The 18,656-nt window shown below is 67.6% G+C and carries 14 protein-coding genes; 5 read left to right on the forward strand and 9 right to left on the reverse strand.

Annotated features, from left to right (window positions below):
* Positions 1-55 precede the first annotated feature (55 nt).
* The gene (gene deoC / locus K4G53_RS02610) at positions 56-778 is read left to right on the forward strand and encodes a deoxyribose-phosphate aldolase (RefSeq protein ID WP_221383934.1); all 723 of its coding nucleotides are present in this window, start codon (positions 56-58) and stop codon (positions 776-778) included.
* A gap of 52 nt (positions 779-830) precedes the next feature.
* Positions 831-1,094 carry a hypothetical protein gene (locus tag K4G53_RS02615; RefSeq protein WP_221383935.1) on the forward strand — a complete coding sequence of 88 codons (264 nt, stop codon included), beginning with the start codon at positions 831-833 and terminating at the stop codon, positions 1,092-1,094.
* A gap of 77 nt (positions 1,095-1,171) precedes the next feature.
* Here K4G53_RS02615 and K4G53_RS02620 read toward each other — a convergent pair whose 3' ends face one another.
* Together K4G53_RS02620 and mfd are read right to left on the reverse strand one after the other, a co-directional pair.
* Complete coding sequence (locus K4G53_RS02620; RefSeq protein ID WP_221383936.1) at positions 1,172-1,984, reverse strand: metal-dependent hydrolase; 813 nt, start codon at positions 1,982-1,984, stop codon at positions 1,172-1,174.
* A gap of 6 nt (positions 1,985-1,990) precedes the next feature.
* On the reverse strand, positions 1,991-5,641 hold the full coding sequence (mfd, locus tag K4G53_RS02625; RefSeq protein ID WP_221383937.1) for a transcription-repair coupling factor: 3,651 nt from the start codon (positions 5,639-5,641) through the stop codon (positions 1,991-1,993).
* A gap of 279 nt (positions 5,642-5,920) precedes the next feature.
* Here mfd and K4G53_RS02630 point away from each other — a divergent pair, with 279 nt between their 5' ends.
* From K4G53_RS02630 to K4G53_RS02640, 3 genes are read left to right on the forward strand one after another with little or no spacing between them, the layout of a single operon-like run.
* The gene (locus tag K4G53_RS02630; protein WP_221383938.1) at positions 5,921-7,426 is read left to right on the forward strand and encodes an SDR family oxidoreductase; all 1,506 of its coding nucleotides are present in this window, start codon (positions 5,921-5,923) and stop codon (positions 7,424-7,426) included.
* A 43-nt stretch (positions 7,427-7,469) separates the two neighbouring features.
* On the forward strand, positions 7,470-7,967 hold the full coding sequence (locus K4G53_RS02635) for a DUF2505 domain-containing protein (protein ID WP_221383939.1): 498 nt from the start codon (positions 7,470-7,472) through the stop codon (positions 7,965-7,967).
* A 4-nt stretch (positions 7,968-7,971) separates the two neighbouring features.
* Positions 7,972-8,193, forward strand: coding sequence for an SCO4848 family membrane protein (locus tag K4G53_RS02640; RefSeq protein ID WP_221383940.1), 222 nt, complete (start codon positions 7,972-7,974; stop codon positions 8,191-8,193).
* Between the two features lie 67 nt (positions 8,194-8,260).
* Here the strand turns inward: K4G53_RS02640 and sufU are convergent, their stop codons facing one another.
* From sufU to K4G53_RS02675, 7 genes are all read right to left on the reverse strand, one after another.
* Positions 8,261-8,710, reverse strand: a complete 450-nt coding sequence (sufU, locus tag K4G53_RS02645) for a Fe-S cluster assembly sulfur transfer protein SufU (protein ID WP_221383941.1) — start codon at positions 8,708-8,710, stop codon at positions 8,261-8,263.
* 18 nt (positions 8,711-8,728) lie between these two features.
* Positions 8,729-10,054, reverse strand: a complete 1,326-nt coding sequence (locus K4G53_RS02650; protein WP_221383942.1) for a SufS family cysteine desulfurase — start codon at positions 10,052-10,054, stop codon at positions 8,729-8,731.
* Between the two features lie 508 nt (positions 10,055-10,562).
* Positions 10,563-13,220 carry a LuxR C-terminal-related transcriptional regulator gene (locus tag K4G53_RS02655; protein ID WP_374226139.1) on the reverse strand — a complete coding sequence of 886 codons (2,658 nt, stop codon included), beginning with the start codon at positions 13,218-13,220 and terminating at the stop codon, positions 10,563-10,565.
* Positions 13,207-15,939: a LuxR C-terminal-related transcriptional regulator gene (locus K4G53_RS02660; protein WP_221383943.1), complete on the reverse strand. Its 2,733-nt coding sequence runs from the start codon at positions 15,937-15,939 to the stop codon at positions 13,207-13,209. The genes K4G53_RS02655 and K4G53_RS02660 overlap by 14 nt, the downstream gene beginning before the upstream one ends.
* A 115-nt stretch (positions 15,940-16,054) precedes the next feature.
* Positions 16,055-16,651, reverse strand: coding sequence for an aminoacyl-tRNA hydrolase (pth, locus tag K4G53_RS02665; RefSeq protein WP_221383944.1), 597 nt, complete (start codon positions 16,649-16,651; stop codon positions 16,055-16,057).
* 117 nt (positions 16,652-16,768) lie between these two features.
* Positions 16,769-17,392, reverse strand: coding sequence for a 50S ribosomal protein L25/general stress protein Ctc (locus K4G53_RS02670; RefSeq protein ID WP_221383945.1), 624 nt, complete (start codon positions 17,390-17,392; stop codon positions 16,769-16,771).
* Positions 17,393-17,673: 281 nt separating this feature from the next.
* On the reverse strand, positions 17,674-18,654 hold the full coding sequence (locus tag K4G53_RS02675; RefSeq protein WP_221383946.1) for a ribose-phosphate diphosphokinase: 981 nt from the start codon (positions 18,652-18,654) through the stop codon (positions 17,674-17,676).
* Positions 18,655-18,656 lie beyond the last annotated feature (2 nt).

Here is an 18,656-nt window from a genome sequence, read left to right on the forward strand (position 1 = left end):
CCGAAACGAGTCAAGGACACCCGCCGGGCCCACGAGGCCCTTCGAGAGGACCATCATGAGCAACGAAGCCACCCCTTCCGCCACTGCGGGGACCGGCGCCGCCGGCCCGGGAAACATCGCCGGTTACATCGACCACACCCTGCTCAAGCCGGAGGCATCCGAAGCCGATGTGCTGAAGGTCTGCGCCGAGGCGGCGGAGTACGGTTTCAAATCCGTCTGCGTCAATCCCATCTGGGTTAAGACCGTCACCACCGCGCTCAAGGGCTCGGGGGTCCTCACCTGCTCAGTGGTGGGCTTCCCGCTGGGTGCCACCCCCACCGACGTCAAGGCCTTCGAGGCCCGCGGTGCCGTGCTGGACGGCGCCGAGGAAGTGGACATGGTCATCAATATCGCCGCGGCCAGGGCCGATGACAAGGGCGCCCTGGTGGAGGACATCGCCGCCGTCGCTGAGGCCGTCCATGGCGGCGGCGCGATCCTGAAGGTGATTATCGAAACAGCACTGCTGACGGACGCACAAAAGGTGCTGGCCTGCCAGGCTGCCGTGGAGGCGGGCGCTGACTTCGTGAAGACGTCCACCGGGTTCAACGGCGGTGGCGCCACCGTGGAGGATGTGGCCCTGATGCGCAGGACGGTCGGCCCGGAGGTGGGCGTCAAGGCGTCCGGCGGGGTGCGTTCCCTGGCTGACGCTCAGGCTATGATTGCTGCAGGTGCAACACGAATTGGCGCGAGTTCCGGAATTGCCATCGTCAAGGGTGAACAGGGTTCAGCCGCGTACTGACCGGAACGGGAAGCCGCCACAGATTGAGCCCCGCGGGGCCGAGGAGGAACACATGTCCAGCCAGGTTAATGCGTCCAGCCAGGACACTACGTCGAACCAGGGCTACGTCCGGACCCCGCAGAACGAGAACAAGCTCTCCGGCAGCATTGTCCTCTTCGTCATCCACATGGCCATCTTCCTGGGTTCCATCTACTCGCTGTCCTTCCTCTCTCTGGGCAACCCCTGGCCGATGGCTGTGTGCCTCGGACTGTTTGCCCTGGCTTTCTGGATCCCGCAGACCCTCCTGGGCCGCTCGGACTCCGCAGGCGAGCACTAAGCCCGCAGTAACAGACTGAAAGACCCGGACACTTCGCAGTGTCCGGGTCTTTTGCTGTCTGCCGTGAATGCCTGCCGCTAGAACCACAGCCGCAGCCAGGCGCCGGCGGCAGCCGCCAGCCGCGGCCAGTGGTTCTGCGCCATGGACCACCCGGCCATGCACAGGCCCACCATTGCGTACGCGCTGACCGGAATCAGCACCAGCCACTCCCGCTTGGACCCGGCCCGGCCCAGGAGGGGCACGGACAGCGCACCGTTGGCCCGCCACACGTTCCGCAGCAGCGGCAGCCGGCGCAGCAGCCTGGGCGGTTTGACCACCAGCGGCCAGAGCAGCGGCACTCCCCCGGTGGTGATGAGGTCCCCGACGATGTGCACCACCACGCCGATCAGCATCGACATGGGCAGCCATGTCCACTGCTCCGGCGCGTACACCGTCACCAGGCCCGCCATGATCAGCGCGAAGATCCAGTTCGAGATGAAGCCGCTTTTGGGGAAGAGCTTCAGCGCCTTCGCGGCAATGTTGATCAGGAACATGCACAACAGGCCGGCGCCGACTGAGAGCCGGCCCCAGCCGGTGTCCATGTGGACCTGGGATGCCAGGCCGGCCATGAACACGAAGACTGCCGCACCCAGGATCGAGTGCGTGCCCTGCCGGTGGCCGCCGCTGGCGTTTTCAATGCCCCGCGCAATCGCGTTGGACAGCGGCGGCAGCGCATGGGCCACGGTGCTGGAGCGGTGGTCCCAGTCGCAGACCAGGGCGGTGCCGGCGGTGGCCATGCCGCCGATCAGGATCCCGGTGGGGTCCAGCGGGTACCAGCCCAGGGTGTAGGGGCCGGTGGACGCAACAGCTACCCACGCCGCGGCTCCCGACGCGGCGTGGTGTCCTCCCATCACGTGCTAGCTCACCGCCAATGGGGCATCGGAGAAGATGTTCCGGATCACGCCGTTGGCCCACTCCAGGATCTCGGCGTCCTGCAGGTCCCGGCCGCCGATCCGCGCTGTCTTGGGCTTGGGAATGAGCACTGCGTCCAAGGCAGGCTTGGCTTGCGAGCCCGGGTACATCCGGTTCAGGCGCATGGTCTTGGACTCCGGCAACGTGGCCGGGGAGAACTTGATGAAGTTCCCCTGGAGCGCAACGTCGGACAGGCCTGCTTCACGGGCACCGACCCGGAACCGCGCCACGGCCACCAGGTTCTGGGCCGGCAGCGGAAGTTCACCGTAGCGGTCCACGAGTTCTGCCTGCACCTCATCGATGGCCTCGTTGGTGAGGGCGGCAGCGAGTTTCCGGTAGGCCTCCAGGCGCAGCCGCTCGCCGGGAACGTAGTCGTGCGGCAGGTGCGCGTTGACCGGCAGCTCGATCTTCATCTCGGCCGCCTTTTCCTCGGCTTCGCCGCGGAAGTCCGCCACCGCCTCGCCAACCAGCCGGATGTACAGGTCGAAGCCCACCCCCTGGATGTGGCCTGACTGTTCACCGCCCAGCAGGTTGCCGGCGCCGCGGATCTCCAGGTCCTTCATGGCCAGCTGCATGCCGGCACCCAGTTCGTTGTGCGCGGCGACGGCCTTCAGCCGCTCCAGGGCCACCTCGCCCAGCGGCTTCTCCGACGGGTAGAGGAAGTACGCATAGGCACGTTCGCGTCCACGGCCCACGCGGCCCCGGAGCTGGTGCAGCTGGGACAGGCCGTATTTGTCCGCCCCGTCCACGATCAGCGTGTTGGCATTGGAAATGTCCAGGCCGGTCTCGATGATGGTGGTGCACACCAGGACGTCGAAGCGCCGCTCCCAGAAGTCCACGATGATCTGCTCCAGGCGGCTTTCGGACATCTTGCCGTGGGCCACTTCAACCCGGGCCTCGGGCACTAGCTCCCGGATCTTCGCCGCGGTCCGCTCGATGGTGGACACCCGGTTGTGCACCAGGAACACCTGGCCCTCGCGCATCAGCTCACGGCGGATGGCCGCGGTGGTCTGCTTGTCCGTGTACGGGCCCACGTAGGTCAGGACCGGGTGGCGTTCCTCCGGCGGGGTGGCCAGGGTGGAAGTTTCCCGGATCCCCGTCAGGGACATTTCCAGTGTTCGAGGAATCGGGGTGGCGCTCATGGCCAGCACGTCCACGTTGGTGCGCATCTTCTTCAGCGCTTCCTTGTGCTCCACGCCAAACCGCTGTTCCTCGTCCACGATCACCAGGCCCAGGTCCTTGAACTCGAAGTCCTTGGACAACAGCCGGTGCGTGCCGATCACCACGTCCACGGCGCCGGACTTGACGCCCTCCGCCGTCTCCTTGGCCTCCTTGGCCGACTGGAAGCGGGACAGCGGTTTGACGCGCAGGGGGAAGCCGGAGAACCGCTCGGTGAAGGTTTCGTAGTGCTGCTGGGCCAGCAGCGTGGTGGGCACCAGCACCGCCACCTGCTTGCCGTCCTGGACGGCCTTGAACGCGGCACGCACCGCGATTTCGGTCTTGCCGTAGCCAACGTCGCCGGACACCAGGCGGTCCATGGGGATCTCCCGCTCCATGTCCGCCTTGACCTCGTTGATGGTGGTCAGCTGGTCCGGGGTTTCCACGTACGGGAAGGCTTCCTCGAGTTCGCGCTGCCACGGGGTGTCAGGGCCGAACGCGTGCCCGCGGGAGGCCATCCGGGCCGAGTACAGCCGGATCAGCTCACCGGCGATCTCCTTGACGGCCTTGCGCGCCTTGGACTTGGTGCTGGCCCAGTCCGCGCCGCCCATCTTGCTCAGGACGGGGGTGTCGCCGCCCACGTAGCGGGTCACCTGGTCCAGCTGGTCCGTGGGGACGAACAGCCTGTCGCCCGGGGCGCCCCGCTTGGCCGGGGCGTACTCAAGGACCAGGTATTCGCGGACGCCGTCCCCGCCGCCTGCCACCTTGCGCTGGATCAGTTCCACGAACCGGCCGATGCCGTGCTGTTCGTGGACCACGTGGTCGCCCGCCACCAGCTGCAGCGGGTCCACGGCGTTGCGCCGCTTGGACGGCATCTTCCGCATGTCCTTCGTGGACCCGGCAGAGGTCCGGCCCAGCAGGTCTGCCTCGGTGAGGAGGCCCAGTTTCAGCCCGTCCAGGACAAAACCGCGTCCGACGGCGGCAGTGGTCACCTCGATGATGCCCGCCTGCGGCTCGTGGTCCAGGCTGTCCACGCGGGCGCACGGGATGTCGTTTTCATGGAACAGCTCCGCCAGGCGCTGGGCTGGGCCGGGACCTTCGGTGGCCACCACAATCCGCCACTGGTCACGCACGTGCGAGCCGATGAAGTCCATCATTTCGGCGACATCGCCCTGGTAGCCGCGCGGTTCGCGGGAATGCAGGTTCAGGACGTCAATCTCGGGGAGCAGTTCCGCGTCCTGGGCCAGCGAGGTGATGGACCACCAGGACACACCGTGCGCCAGGGACGAACTGCGGGTTTCAGCCAGTGAACGGAAGCTGGCGGAATGCAGCGCCTCCGTGGCCTGCGCACTCAGGTCCAAAGGTGCCGCTCCGCCATCGGACGCGGTGGACCAGGCGGCCTCGAGGAATTCCTCGTTGGTGGCGGCGAGGTCATGGGCGCGGGTGCGGACTTTTTCGGGTTCGATCACGACGGCGATGGAGTCGGCGGGCAACTGGTCCACGAACGGAACCATGGCATCCACCAGCACCGGCGCCAGCGATTCCATGCCCTCCACGGTGATGCCGCCGGCGATTTTTTCAAGCATGTCCGCCGCGGCCGGGAGCTGGGCCTTCAGTTTCGCGGCGCGGGACATCACGGACGGGGTGATGAGGATTTCCCGGCAGGGCGGGGCATGCAGTTCCGTGGGGTGGTGGATGCCGGGCGCGGACAGCGAACGCTGGTCCGCGACGGCGAACCAGCGCATCTGGTCCACCTCGTCCCCGAAGAACTCGACGCGGATGGGATGGTCCTCGGTGGGCGGGAAGACGTCGATGATGCCGCCGCGGACGGCGAACTCGCCGCGGTGCGTCACCATGTCCACGCGGGCGTAGGCGGCGTCGGCAAGGCTTTTCACCACCTCGGTGAAGGGGACGTCCTGGCCCACCTTCAACGTGACAGGAACCAAATCGCCCAGGCCCGCCACCACCGGCTGGACCACGGCGCGGACGGGCGCGACGACGACGCGCAGCCGGGCCGCCGTCGAGCTTTCCGGGTGTGCCAAACGGCGCAGGACGGACAACCGCCGGCCGACGGTGTCCGAGCGCGGTGAGAGCCGCTCGTGCGGCAGGGTTTCCCAGCTGGGGAACTCTGCCACCGAGTCAGCCGGCAGGTAGGCGCGAAGGGCGGCTGACAGGTCTTCGGCTTCCCGTCCCGTGGCGGTCACGGCCAGTACCACGCCCGGGTCCCTGCCCTCGGCAACGGACGCGAGCCCGTCAGCCATCTCCGCCAGCAGCACCGGACGCAGCCCTGCGGGCGCGCTGATCTGGTAGTCCTGGCCGCGGACGGCGAAGCCACGGGCTGACTCGGCGCGGACGCGGGCGAAGGTCTGGTCCTGCGCCAGCGCGCGGCGCAGTCCGTCCAGCGATGGAGTGGCGGCGGGCTGGCCTGGAAGACTCATGGCAGAAGCTCCTGTGGTGTTCATCGAAGAAGAGCAGGCAACGCGAAAACCCGAAATTCGCTGCGAATCCCGGGTACACCCAGCCTACCGCGCAGCAGTGACATCCCGTCGCGGCCGGCAGCGGCGCCATGTGTATTCAGCGCGAGGTGCGCCCGGTCAGTAGGCTGGCAGGACCGGGCACTATTCGGGCGGCGCGGCCGTCCGGACGGGCTGCCGCTCCGAACCCCAAAGGACGACGTGGGGCCGGATGGCCAGGAATTGCGACGAACAGGAGCCAGCATGACCGGAAGCAATGCCCAGCCTTCGCCGAAGACCGTCCTCGTCACCGGGGCCACCGGGTATATCGGCGGCCGCCTGGTGCCCAAGCTGCTCGAGGCGGGGCACACCGTCAAGGTGCTGGTGCGCTCGCCCGACAAGATCGCCGGGGTGCCATGGCGGGAGAAGGTGGAGGTGGTGCAAAGCAGCCTCGACGACGGCGACGCCCTCCGCAAAGCGCTGGCCGGCGTCGACGTTTTCTACTACCTGGTGCACTCGATGGCTGCCGGCGCCGGCTTCGAGGCGAAGGAAAAGGCGATGGCCGGGACGGCGGCGGACGCTGCCGCGACGGCCGGTGTGGACCGGATCGTCTACCTGGGCGGCCTGCACCCCCAGGGCGTGCAGCTCTCCACCCACATGCGTTCACGCGAAGCCGTGGGCAAGGTCTTCCTGGACAGCCCCGTCAACGCCATCGTGTTCCAGGCCGGGGTGGTGATCGGGTCCGGCTCCGCTTCCTTCGAGATGATCCGCCACCTGTCCGAGACACTGCCGCTGATGCCGGCGCCAAGCTGGGTGCGGAACCGGATCGAGGCCATCGCCGTGCGTGATGTCCTCTACTACCTGGTCGAGGCTGCGTCGCTGGAAGGCAGCATCAACCGGACCTTCGACATCGGCTGCAGGCAGGTGCTCACCTACGCCGGGATGATGAAGGAATACGCGGCGGAAGCGGGCCTGCCGTACCGTGTGGTGCTGGCGCTGCCCGTGCCCGCGCCCAAGCTGGCGGGTCTGTGGGTGGCGCTGACCACGCCCATCCCGCTGTCCATGGCCGTGCCCCTGGTCCAGTCGCTGCAGCATGATGCGGTGTCCAACGAACATGACATTGACCGCTACATTCCGCAGCCCGACGGCGGCCTGACCCCCTACCGCGCGGCCGTCGCCCTGGCGCTGGGCAAGGAACGCGACGGCCAGGTGGAGACGACCTGGGCCAATGCGGGGGTGGCCTCCGATCCGCTGCCCAGCGACCCGGATTGGGCCGGACACAAGGTTTACATCGACGAACGCACCTTCCACGGGAACGTGGATCCTGCCCACGTCTGGACCGTGATCGAGGGCATCGGCGGCAGGAACGGCTGGTACTCGCTGCCCCTGGCCTGGCAGGTGCGCGGCTGGCTGGACAAGCTCACCGGCGGGGCGGGCCTGCTGCGCGGCCGCCGCCACCCGCACACCCTCGCCCAGGGCGAGGTGGTGGACTGGTGGCGCGTGGAACGGATCGAGCACGGGCGGCTGCTGCGGCTGCGCGCCGAAATGCGCGCCCCCGGGCGTGCCTGGCTGGAACTCTCCGTGGAGCCCGACGGCGCTGGCAGCCGCTACCGGCAGCGGGCCATCTTCTTCCCGAAGGGACTGAGTGGGCGGCTCTACTGGCTCGCCGTGCTGCCCTTCCACAGCCTGATCTTCCCGGCCATGGCCCGGAACATCACGGCGGCGGCGCAGAAGCTGGCCGATGCGGACCAGGCACCGATGACACCGTAGGATGTTGGAGGCTTAATCCGTTCCCCACGTCCCAGGAGGACCCATGGCGCTGAGCGCAACCACAACCCTTCCCCACTCCGTCGACAGCGTTGCCGCTGTCCTGGTCAACGAGGACTTCCAGCGCCACGTCAGCCAGCTGGTGGGCGGCGACCTGGAATCCTTCACCGTTGACGGCGACGTTGCCGGAGCGTTCAGCACCACCTCCGTGCGCACCCTCCCCACCACCCGCCTGCCCGACATCGCGCGGAAGGTCGTTGGCGAGCACCTCAAGGTGACCCAGGTGGAAAGCTGGGACGCTCCTGCCGCCGACGGTTCCCGCCAGAGCAACATCTCGCTCAAGATCGCCGGCGCCCCGGTGGACGTCACTGCCGTGCAGCGGCTGGTGGCCGAGGACGGCGGCACGCGCGTGGAGCTCGAAGGCGCAGTCAAGTCCTCCGTGCCGTTCCTGGGCGGCAAGATCGCCGACGCCGCCGAGCCGATGGTGGCCAAGGCGCTGAACCTGCAGGCACAGCAGGCCCAGGCCTGGCTGGAAAGCCACTAGTTCCGTGACGCTTCCCGTTTTCCCTGCGCTGGTCCTGATTGTCGCCGGCGTTTGGTCGCTGGTGGTCTGGCCGCAGTTCCTGCGCCGGGTGATGAAGGACCCGCGTGCCCGTGACGCCGCCGGCAAGGCGACGAGGTTCCTGACCGTGCATGTGGTGCTGGTGAGCATCTCCATGGTGCTTGGACTCGCCACGGCAGTGATCGGTGTCCTCGGGCTGCTGGGGTAGCTCCGCACGTCAGAAGGCTCTCCTCCCGCCGGGAGGAGAGCCTTCTGTCGTCTGCAGGATGTCAGGTTCAGGCGGCCTGGTTGAGCGCATCCTCCGCGGCAACCCAGGAGATCATGGCGCACTTGACCCGCGCGGCATAGCGGGCCACCCCCTCGAAGGCGGCGGCGTCGCCCAGGAGCTCCGGGTCAGCGTGCACCTTTCCCCGTGAGCGGAGGACGTCGCGGAAGCTGTCGATCACATCGTGCAGCTCTGCCACGGTGAGGCCCTCGGCGAGGTCGGTGAGGACCGAGGCCGACGCCATGGAGATGGAACAACCGGCCCCGTCCCAGGCGACCTGCGCCACCTTGCCGTCCTCGACAGCGAGCCGGAGCGTGACTTCATCCCCGCACACCGGATTGAGCTGGTGCGACTGGCCCGTGGAGGCGCCCGAGGGCGCCTCGGTCTCCGCCAGGCCGCTGCCGTGGCGGGCTTTGGAGTGGTCAAGAATGATCTGCTGGTACAGCTGGTCAAGGCTCATGGATTCGACCTTCGTCGGTTAGGCGCGGAAATAGGCACGGACGCCGGCGACGGCTTCCAGGAAACGGTCCACGTCGTCAGTGGTGTTGTAGAGATAGGCGCTGGCCCGGGTGGTGGCGGTCAGTCCCAGCCGCCGGTGCAACGGTTGGGCGCAGTGGTGGCCCACACGCACGGCGATCCCCTGCGAGTCCAGGAACTGTCCCACGTCGTGGGCGTGGACGCCTTCGACGTCGAACGCGGCAAGGCCGATGCGCTCCTGTCCTGCGGCCGGGCCAAGCACGCGGATACCTGCGATGGATTCCAGTCCCGCCACCATGCGCTGCCCGAGCTCCGCTTCCCATCGGTGGATGCGGTCAAGTCCCGTTTCGGTGAGGTAGTTGGCTGCCGCCGCCAGGGCCACCGCCTGCGATATGCGCTGGGTGCCTGCTTCGAAGCGCTGGGGCGCCGGAAGGTACTCGGCGCGTTCCATGGTGACAGTGGTGATCATGGAACCGCCGGTCAGGAACGGCGGCAGGACGTCAAGGTGTTCCTGCCGGCCGTACAGCACGCCGATGCCCGTGGGCGCCAGCATCTTATGCCCCGAAAACACGGCGAAGTCGACGTCCAGTTCCTTGACATCCAGCGGCAGGTGCGGAGCGGACTGGCAAGCATCGAGGACCACCAGGGCTCCGGCGGCCCGGCCCAGGGCAGCCAGCTCTTGCACGGGGTTGATGATCCCCAGGACGTTGGAGGCGTGGGTAAACGCCAGGACCTTGGTACGCGGCCCGATGACGTCCCCGGCCCGGTCCATGCGGAGGCTGCCGTCGTCGGCAATGGGGATGTAGCGGAGCGTCGCGCCGGTGCGGAACGCCAGTTCCTGCCAGGGAATGAGGTTGGCGTGGTGCTCCATTTCGGTGACCACGATCTCGTCCCCTGGGTTCAGGGCGAGATCCTTGAGCCGGCTGTCCCCGCGTCCCTGCGCAGCCCAGAGGCCTGCATTGGACAGCGCGTAGGACAAGAGGTTGAGACCCTCCGTGGCGTTGGAGGTCCAGACCGTTTCCTCGTAGTCCGCGCTGATGAAGTCAGCAATGGTCTGGCGCGCGTCTTCAAAGGCTTCGGTGGCCTCCACGGCGAGGTGGTGTGCGCCGCGGTGCACGGCTGCATTGCGTTGTTCGTAGAACTCCTGCTCGGCCTCGATCACGCTCACCGGGTTTTGCGACGTGGCACCGGAGTCGAGGTAGACCAGTGACTGTCCGTTGACCAGCTGGTTGAGGACCGGGAAGTCGTTGCGGATGCGCAGCACCTCGGCGTTATCCATGACCGGTACGGCACGTTCCAGTGTGGCTGGCGTTGATACTACGGCCAAAACGAACTCCTTGAGCTGCCAACGGGTGACACTCAATTGTCCCACAGCATGGCTGTGGCGGCCGCCCGGGAGGGCGGCCGCCACTACCACCCCGGGCTTCGGCCGAGGGAGCAAAGGGGCCGGCGACGGCTGGGGGGAGAGTCTCGGTCTCAGAAGACTCTAACGTCGCCGGCCCCGTCTAAGCCCGGTCCCGAAGGACCGGAAGTTGATGGGGGTCTTGCTGGTTTTCCTGGCCTGCTCCGCGGCGGGTGCCGCGTTGCCTTGCCTCTTTAAGTAAAGCCTGCGGCGCCCGGTGGTACACGAGTAGGGTGTACTCGAATCCGGGACGGCGAACTACCGGGTGCCCGGACACTGCTACGCAACAACCGGTGCCTGCCGGGTGGACCCGGTTCCGGGAGGCTGCAGGCGGTGGCCAAGGACATCGCGGGGGCATCGCGGGCGTGGCATGAAAGCACGCGGCTGTTACCGGCCGTGCCGGTGGCGGAGGCCGGTTCCGCCGTGCGGGTCCCTACCGGGGCAGGGCCGACTCCAGCTCATCACGGCTGCGCACACCGAGCTTTACGTACGTGCGGTAGAGGTGCCCCTCCACGGTACGGACGGAAACCATGAGCCGCTGGGCAATTTCACGGTCCGTCAGGCCCTGCACCGCCAGCTCGACGATGTCCTGTTCGCGGCGGGTGAGATGGACAGCGGGAGCCGCTGCGATGAACCGGCCCTCGCGGAACCGCTCGCCCAGTTCATGGTCGCACCGCTCGCGCTGGGCCACGGCCTGCCGCGCACGGCGACGTTCCCCGGACTCCTCCAGCACTGTGCTGGCACGGGCATAAGCCTCACGGGCGAGGTTGGCAAAGCCTGCCTCCTCCAGCGAGGCAGCCGTTGCCATCAGGGCATCACCGTCAGCGTTTTCCCAGGCGGTGGACAGGGTCAGCAGGGCTTCGGCCCAGCGTCCCTCCACTCCCGGGGCCGTCTCCTGGATGATGGGTATCACGGAGGGGTCCCCCAGGTCCCAGCAGATGGCCAAGACCTCGAGCAGGTTTCCTGCCCGTGCGGTTGCTTCAGGGGTGGTCATCTGGGTCTGCAGTGCTGCCAGGCCTTTGCCGTCCCGCGCCAGATACTCGGCCGCCGCGGCAGCGTAGGCCTCGGCGAGGAAGTCATATGCCGGCCCGCCGGCAACGGCATCCTTGTAATCCTGTTCCAGGCGCCGGGCCTGTTCCGCATCGCCGAGCCGTGCGGCCACGTAGAAGGCCAACGCTGAGCCGAACCTGTTCAACTGCAGCGGATCATTGAGCCTGAGCGCCTCAACCGCAGGCAGCAGGACCTGGTAGGCGCGTTCCATCCTCCCTTGCCGCAACAGGGAATAGCCGCGGAGGACCTGGAGGCTCCCGTTAAAAGTCGCAGCACCGGCCGGGTGCCCCGCAGCGTAGCTGTCAAGTTCCCGCTCAGCCGACTCCCATTCGCCCATGGCCAGGTAGTCTGCAACCAGGCGGCACAGCACGAATTCAGGGAAGAAGAAAAGGCTGCCCTTTAATGGGGGCAGTTCCGAGGCAGCCAGGAGCGCAGCATCCAGCCCCTGGCCCGCGCGGCCCGCCGCGGCCAGGGCCTGGGCCAAAAGGCCTTCCGCCAGGGCCCGCAATGGGTCAGCGCTCTGATCGTCCGGGGAGGACTGCCGGAGGGCTGCAACCCGTCCGGTGAGGGCCTCAAGATCCACCTCGGCGCCAAGCCGCAGGAGGCACAGCAACTCCTCCTGCCAACCCACCGCACCACCAGGACCGGCGGCGAGCTTACGGACGTCCTCCGCGACCGCCGCCAGGGGCTGGCCGGTCGCCTGGTAGGCCGAGACCTGGAGCAGCAGGACGGCCGGCCCGTGGGGATCGTCAGCCAAGTGCGGCCAGCATTCGTCAAGGAGGGCAGCGGCTTCCGCGTAGGCGCCCTCGTTGTAGAGGGCGCGGGCCTGGATCGCCTGTGCGAGGGGAAGCAGCGAGGGGTTGTGGATCCGGGCTGCAATGGAGCGTGCGCTGTGGTTGCGGAACCTCTGCAGTGCCTCCCTGGCCGCCGCCAGCATCTGGTCGTCGTCCGGGCGAAGGCCGCACTCCAGCGCCCACTCCACCGACCGCAGCAGGCCCTCCCCCCGGAGCAGCCCTGGATCCTGGTGGGCTTTGACCTTTTCGAACAGCTGCAGGCTGCGTGAAACCGAAATGGTGTGCCGGATGGCACTGCCGAAAAGGCCGTTCCAGATGCTGAGCGCGGCTGGAACGCCGGGCATCTCCACCACCATCTGCTGGTCCAGGAGGGACCTGACCAGGGCTGCGCCGCTGATGTCTTCTATGACTTTGCGGCCTACGGGCCCGGCCAGGGCAATCAGCTTGAGGGCTTCCTGTTCCTCCGGACTGCGGCGCAGGTGGTCCTTGGCAACTACGCGCCCGAGCCGGGGCCCGTCCGCGGGCAGGGGGCCCAGAAGGATCCAGATGCCGTTGCGCTTGGCGAGGATTCCGGCTTCGGCGGCGTCATGGAGCAGCGCGTCCAGGATGCGCGGGTTGCCCCCGGAGGCACTCCAGACGGCATCGACCGTTGCCGCAGGAATGGTGCCGTCGAGGACATGGGCCAGGACCTCCTCGATTTGTTCCCGGTTGAGGGGCCGCAGGTCCACGCGCTCGGCGAGTCCGTCGTACCAGAGCTGGTCCAGGGGCTGCGGCAGGCCCGGCCGCGGACTGGCAGCCGCCAGCACGGTGGCCCAGCCGGCCGAAATCAAGTCCGCCAGGATGCCGGCCGAGGCCTCGTCCAGCTGGTGTGCATCGTCCACCGACAGCAGGACCGGGGCCTGGTTGCCGGCCTTGAGCTTTTCAAAGTACGACCACATCGACCGCAGCACCGCTACCGGCGAGACTGACTCTTCCGCCGTGAGGTCACCGGTGTAAGGCGTCAGGACCCCGAACGGCACCGCGGACAGGGCGGAACTGGCGTGGATCCGCAGGACGTTGAGTTCGCCCGCGAGCCGTTCGGTGACGGCGTCCGTGACGGACGACTTGCCAATGCCCGGCCCGGCCATGACGAAGACGGCGTGGCTGGTGCCGTTGCGGATGATGTTGCAGATCCGTTCCACCGGCTCCCGGCGGCCGGTGAGGAGCCTGTGGGCGGCCGCGGGCCGGTGTCCGTTAGACGAGTCCAGTTAGATCACCCCTGGAAGTTACGCCGAGCTTGGTGAAAACCTGGTAAAGGTGGCCTTCCACGGTCCGGACTGAGACGCCCATTTCCAGGGCGATATCGCGGTTGGAAGCACCCCGGCCCGCCATGCGCGCAATCTGCCGTTCGCGGCTGGTGAGCAGCGGGCTGCCACTGCTGGGCACGATGGGCAGGTTCGCCACCGTGGAGGCGAGGATGTCGAGCCGGGCCTGGGCGGTCCTGGCGGACGCGGCGTCCCCGTCCTGGCGGGCGAAGTCCACCGCGAGCGCCATGCACCGGGCCTCGACCACGTCCAGCTCGAGGGTTGCGGCAAGTTCGGCGCCGGCCAGGAGTGCCTTGGCGTTCTTTGTCCTGCTCCCGATGGCCGTCAGCCGGGAGATCTCCGCCAGCGGGCCCTGCCTGTGGCCGGCGATCTCCTCCAGCAGGCGGAAGTCGGCATCGCTGCCGTTCACAGTGGCCGCGAGCAGGTTGATGCCGGCAATGGTCCACCGCCCGGCTGCCATGTTCCGGCGCGCCGATTGCTTCAGGGCGGTGACGGCCTCGGAATCACCCAGCCACCGGCCGGCCACGTGCGCGCAGAACTCGATGATGCTTTCGGCAGCGAACCCCGCTTTTCCAGGTGTCCTTTGCAGCTTCCCGAGGTACCGGCGGGCCTGTGCCGTGTTGCCCGTCTGGGCGTAGGCCAGCGCGGTAGCGGCATACGCGCTGCGAAGTGCTGTCTCGACCGGCTGGAGCTCCAATTGCGCGGCGGCCGAAATGAGGGGTTCCAGGGCAGCGTCGCCGCGGCCGGAGAAGACGTAGGCCATCCCCACCGCCAGCTCCGTGGCGGCACTGCGGTACGGAAGGCTGGTGGCCTGGGGCTGGCCGGTGGAGCGGAGGAGGTCGATGCAGCGCCGCCACTGGCCGGCCACCAGCAGGACGAAATATGCCTCCTTCGTGTACCTCTCGCGGAGGCCTACAACGTGCGAGGCGTCGCTGATCTGGCCGCCGAGCTGCCTCATCAGGCCCAGTGCGTCCATCTCGCGGCCGGTGGTTGCCAAGGCGCCCATCAGGATGATCGCCGACCGGTACCGGAACGCGCTGTCGGGGTTCCGGGCAGGATCCGCTGCCCGTTCCAACTGGGGAATCATGGCGGCGAAGTCGCCGGCGTGGGCGCGGTATTCAAATTCGCTCAAAGCGATCCGGTTCGCTGCCACGGCCACCGGCGCGGGCCACACTGCCTGGTGGCCCACCTTGTCGAGCCGCTGCCGGGCCGAGGCGAAGAGGTCCGGGACCTTGGCCGCGTGCGCAGGCAGCCTGAGCATGACATGCGCCTTGGCGGCGATCACCTCGGCGTACTCTTCAAGATCCAGGCCTTCCAGCTCCGGCTGGGAGATGTCGTCCAGGGCCGCGAGCGCCTGGACCGGCATGTCCAGCTGGAGGTAGGCCGCGGCTTTTTGCCGCTGCGCGGGCGCCCACTCGCGGTCGGTTCTTTGAAGCATGTCCGCGTAGGTCAGGGCGAACCGGGGGTCGAAGAGCTGCACTGCCGCTTCTGCGGCCGCAAGCGCCAGCGCGGGGCTCAGCGCCGCCTCACACTCATGCGTCCATGCGGCGGCGGACATCAACTCCTCCACCGTCATGGTGGCGGGGTCGGGTTCCTGGCCGCCCAGCAGGACGGCGCGGAGCTCACGGCGGCGTGAAATGCTGAGCCAGGTCCGGACCACGTCGCCGATATACTTCTCCCGCAGGGACACCCAGCGGCAGTCCGAGTCGTCGATCTCCAGCAGCCCGCCGTCTTCCATGTCCGCCACGACGTCCGCGCCGTAGACAGCTGTCAGCCTTGACAGTTCCACCCGCCGGGCGCAGGACAGCATCTCGATCACTTCACGGGTTTGCGGTGCTTCGCGTGACCAGCGGGACCGGACGATGTCATCAAGGCTGGCGGCGCCGTCGAGCACTACTTTGTCGCGGAGGGTCCACACGGAATCGGACAGCACCAGGTTGCCGGACAGTTGCTGCTCGGTGACCAGGGCTTTGAGCAGCAACGGATTGCCGCCCACCATCTGGTGGAAGGTGGTGACCAGCGAGGATGAGACGCGGTGCCCCAGCAGGGACAGCAGGACCTGCCTGGTCTGCAGTTCATTGAGGTTGCTGAGCCGGACCTCGGCCAGCCTCCTCTCAGTCAGCAGCCAGTGGAAGTCGGCCGGAAGGTCGCTGGAATTGGGCGCGACTGCGATGATGCGTGCCGTGCGGGTGAGCATGACGTTCAGCAGCACGCCCGCGCTCATGTCGTCGATGCTTCCGGAAGTATCCAGGGTGATGACGCAGGGCCTGCCGGCAGCGTCGCTGCGGATGAGTGAGGTGATGCCGCGGAGGATGGCGGTGGGCGAGCCCATGTAGGCCCGCGGCAGCCGGGCCAGCAGGAAGGACAGGCAACCGTACGGCGTGGCGGCGCCGGAGGGGCCGGAGCGAAGCTGCAGGGACCAGACATCCGGTCCGAGGTCAGCCACCGCGGCCCTGGCCAGGGAAGATTTGCCCACACCCCGCCCGCCGGTGATCACCACACCGAGGGAGTTTTCGCTGGTGAGCGCGCTGCGGACGGCCTCAAGGTTGGCGCTGCGGGCGGGCACGGACCATTTGCCCTCCGGCGGAGCGGAGGGTTTCGTGGGCAGCCCGTCGTCGGGAGGTATTGACCCACGTCCCCAGCTAAGTGGCTCGATTGACATGAACTTATCCCCTACATCCTGCAGTAGCGGGATGTAGCCCCATTGCTCCCCCGCATAGGAAGAAGAGTACCCTGCCCAGCAGACAACGAGACAGGCCAAAGGGCCTTTAAGTTTTTTATTGCAAACGACTGGATTTGTCCGGGTGGAACTTCTGCTGGGCTGCCGTGAGCCCGTCCCGGAGCAATGACTCAACGGCGTCGGCGGCCTCGTCCAGCAGGAACGGAAGCTCCTTGAGCTCGGCCGCACCGAAGTCGCGCAGGACGAAGTCTGCCGTGTCCATCCTGCCCGGAGGCCTGCCAACCCCCACGCGTACCCGGTGGTAGTCCTTGGTGCCGAGCGCCTTGGAGATGTCGCGCAGGCCATTGTGGCCGCCTTCGCCCCCGCCGATTTTTAACTTGACCGTGTTAAAAGGGATGTCGATCTCGTCGTGGACGGCCACCACATGGTCCGGCGCGATGCCGAAGAAATTTGCCAGGCCGGCGACGGGTCCGCCGGAGACGTTCATGTACGTCATGGGCTTCGCCAGGACGACGCGGGGCCCGCCGATCCCCAGGCGCCCCTCGACTACCTGCGCCCGGGCCTTGTGCGTCTTGAAGCCGGCCCCGATGCGGCCTGCGAGTTCATCGAGCACCATCTGGCCGATATTGTGCCGGTTGCCTTGGTACTGCGCCCCGGGGTTGCCGAGGCCGACGATCAGCCAGGTGTCAGTCATGGATCCATCCTATGGTGGGCGGTTCGGGCGGGCGGGACACTGCACTGCCGGACAAGGCTGACATGGCAGTGGCCGGACCCCTGGGGGATCCGGCCACCGGCATGAGCGCGGAAGTGCTTACTCGGCTGCGGCCTCTTCGGCTGCTTCCGGAGCTTCCGCTGCTGCACCTTCGGCAGCAGCTTCGGCTTCTGCTTCCTCGGCGATTTCGATGGCCTCGGAGATGTTCACCACGAGTGCTTCGGCGTCGGTCAGCAGGACGGTGCCCTTGGGCAGGACCAGGTCGGAAGCGTGGACGTGCTCGCCCGCGGCGCGGCCTTCGATGCTGACCTCAATGGCGGTGGGCAGGTGCGTTGCCTCGGCCTCGAGGGACACAACCGTCAGTTCCAGGTTGTGGACAGTGCCGGGAGCGGTCTCGCCCGCAAGGTGGACCGGAACGTCAACCGTGACCTTCTCGCCCTGGCGGACGGTCAGGAGGTCGATGTGCTCGATGATCTGCTTTACGGGATCACGCTGGACATCCTTCACCAGGGCCAGGTGGCCTTCGCCGTTGATGTCCAGGGACAGCAGGGCGTTGGGGGTGCGGACGGCCAGGGTGGTGGCCTTGGCCGGCAGGGTCACGTGGATGGGCTCAGCACCGTGGCCGTAGATGACGGCGGGGATCTGGTGGTTGGCGCGGGCGCGGCGGGCGTAGCCCTTGCCGAATTCGGTGCGCAGTTCTGCTGCGAGCTTCTGCTCAGACATGGATATCTCCTTGAAGACTAAACGGTGTTCAGCAAGGGCGGAGGTCTGGTGTGACCTTCAACGCCGGGCCGGTTGGCAGCCCTTCAAGAAGGCAGTCCTTCAGGTGAAGGACAAGCAGACCCAGTCGATAACGGAGGCTATGCCCTCCCTCGCCAAGGTATCGGGTACTAGGCTACCAGTGCGGGGCCCGTTCCCTGAAATCCCCACCGGTTCCCTGAGCCCGCAAGCTCGCGCGGGGAACCCTGCCGGCGTGGGCCCAGGCCGGCAGGGTTAACGCCCGGCTAGGCCTTGCCGTCGAACAGGCTCGTGACCGAACCGTCGTCGAACACTTCGCGGACCGCACGGGCGATCAGCGGGGCGATGGACAGCACCGTCAGCTGCGGGAAACGCTGGGACGCGGTGAGCGGCAGCGTGTTGGTGACCACCACTTCGCGGGCCCCGGACTCGGAGAGGCGCCGGGCCGCCGGATCGGAGAAGACTGCGTGGGTTGCGGCGATGATGACGTCCTTGGCGCCGGCGTTCTTCAGCACGGTGACAGCTCCGGAGATGGTTCCGCCGGTGTCGATCATGTCGTCGATCAGCACGCAGGTGCGGCCCTCGATCTGTCCCACCACCGTTTTGGAGACCGCCTGGTTGGGCACGGTGAGGTCACGGCTCTTGTGCACGAACGCCAGGGGCGCGCCGCCCAGGCGCTCCGCCCACTGTTCGGCCACGCGGACGCGGCCGGTGTCCGGGGAGACAACCGTGATGTTGTCGGCTTCGACGCGGGTGCGGATGTAGTCGGCCAGCAGCGGGATGGCCATGAGGTGGTCCACGGGCCCGTCGAAGAAGCCCTGGATCTGCGAGGTGTGCAGGTCCACGCTCATGATGCGGTCGGCGCCGGCGGTCTTGTAGAGGTCGGCCACCAGGCGGGCGGAGATGGGCTCGCGGCCGCGGCCCTTCTTGTCCTGCCGGGCATAGGGGTAGAACGGCGACACCACCGTGATGCGCTTGGCGGAGGCCCGCTTCAGCGAATCGATCATGATCAGCTGTTCCATGAGGTGGTTGTTCAGCGGGGCCGGGTGCGCCTGGATCACGAAGGCGTCGGTGCCGCGAACGCTCTCCCCGGCACGGACGTAGATCTCTCCGTTGGCGAAGTCGTAGGCGTCCACGGGCAGCAGGTCGGTGCCGAGTTCCTTGGCGATTTCCCGCGCCAGCTCCGGGTGGGCCCGCCCGGTGGCGAGCACCAGCTTCTTTTCGCCGTGCGCCGTAATTTCGCTCATTT

The sequence above is a fragment of the Arthrobacter sp. MAHUQ-56 genome, assembly GCF_019710585.1.
GTDB lineage: Bacteria > Actinomycetota > Actinomycetes > Actinomycetales > Micrococcaceae > Arthrobacter.

Coding starts and splice junctions, on each gene's coding strand:
- deoC (WP_221383934.1), top strand. CDS start 56: ATGAGCAACGAAGCCACCCCTTCCGCCACTGCGGGGACCGGCGCCGCC.
- K4G53_RS02615 (WP_221383935.1), top strand. CDS start 831: ATGTCCAGCCAGGTTAATGCGTCCAGCCAGGACACTACGTCGAACCAG.
- K4G53_RS02620 (WP_221383936.1), bottom strand. CDS start 1,984: ATGGGAGGACACCACGCCGCGTCGGGAGCCGCGGCGTGGGTAGCTGTT.
- mfd (WP_221383937.1), bottom strand. CDS start 5,641: ATGAGTCTTCCAGGCCAGCCCGCCGCCACTCCATCGCTGGACGGACTG.
- K4G53_RS02630 (WP_221383938.1), top strand. CDS start 5,921: ATGACCGGAAGCAATGCCCAGCCTTCGCCGAAGACCGTCCTCGTCACC.
- K4G53_RS02635 (WP_221383939.1), top strand. CDS start 7,470: ATGGCGCTGAGCGCAACCACAACCCTTCCCCACTCCGTCGACAGCGTT.
- sufU (WP_221383941.1), bottom strand. CDS start 8,710: ATGAGCCTTGACCAGCTGTACCAGCAGATCATTCTTGACCACTCCAAA.
- K4G53_RS02660 (WP_221383943.1), bottom strand. CDS start 15,939: ATGTCAATCGAGCCACTTAGCTGGGGACGTGGGTCAATACCTCCCGAC.
- pth (WP_221383944.1), bottom strand. CDS start 16,651: ATGACTGACACCTGGCTGATCGTCGGCCTCGGCAACCCCGGGGCGCAG.
- K4G53_RS02670 (WP_221383945.1), bottom strand. CDS start 17,392: ATGTCTGAGCAGAAGCTCGCAGCAGAACTGCGCACCGAATTCGGCAAG.
- K4G53_RS02675 (WP_221383946.1), bottom strand. CDS start 18,654: ATGAGCGAAATTACGGCGCACGGCGAAAAGAAGCTGGTGCTCGCCACC.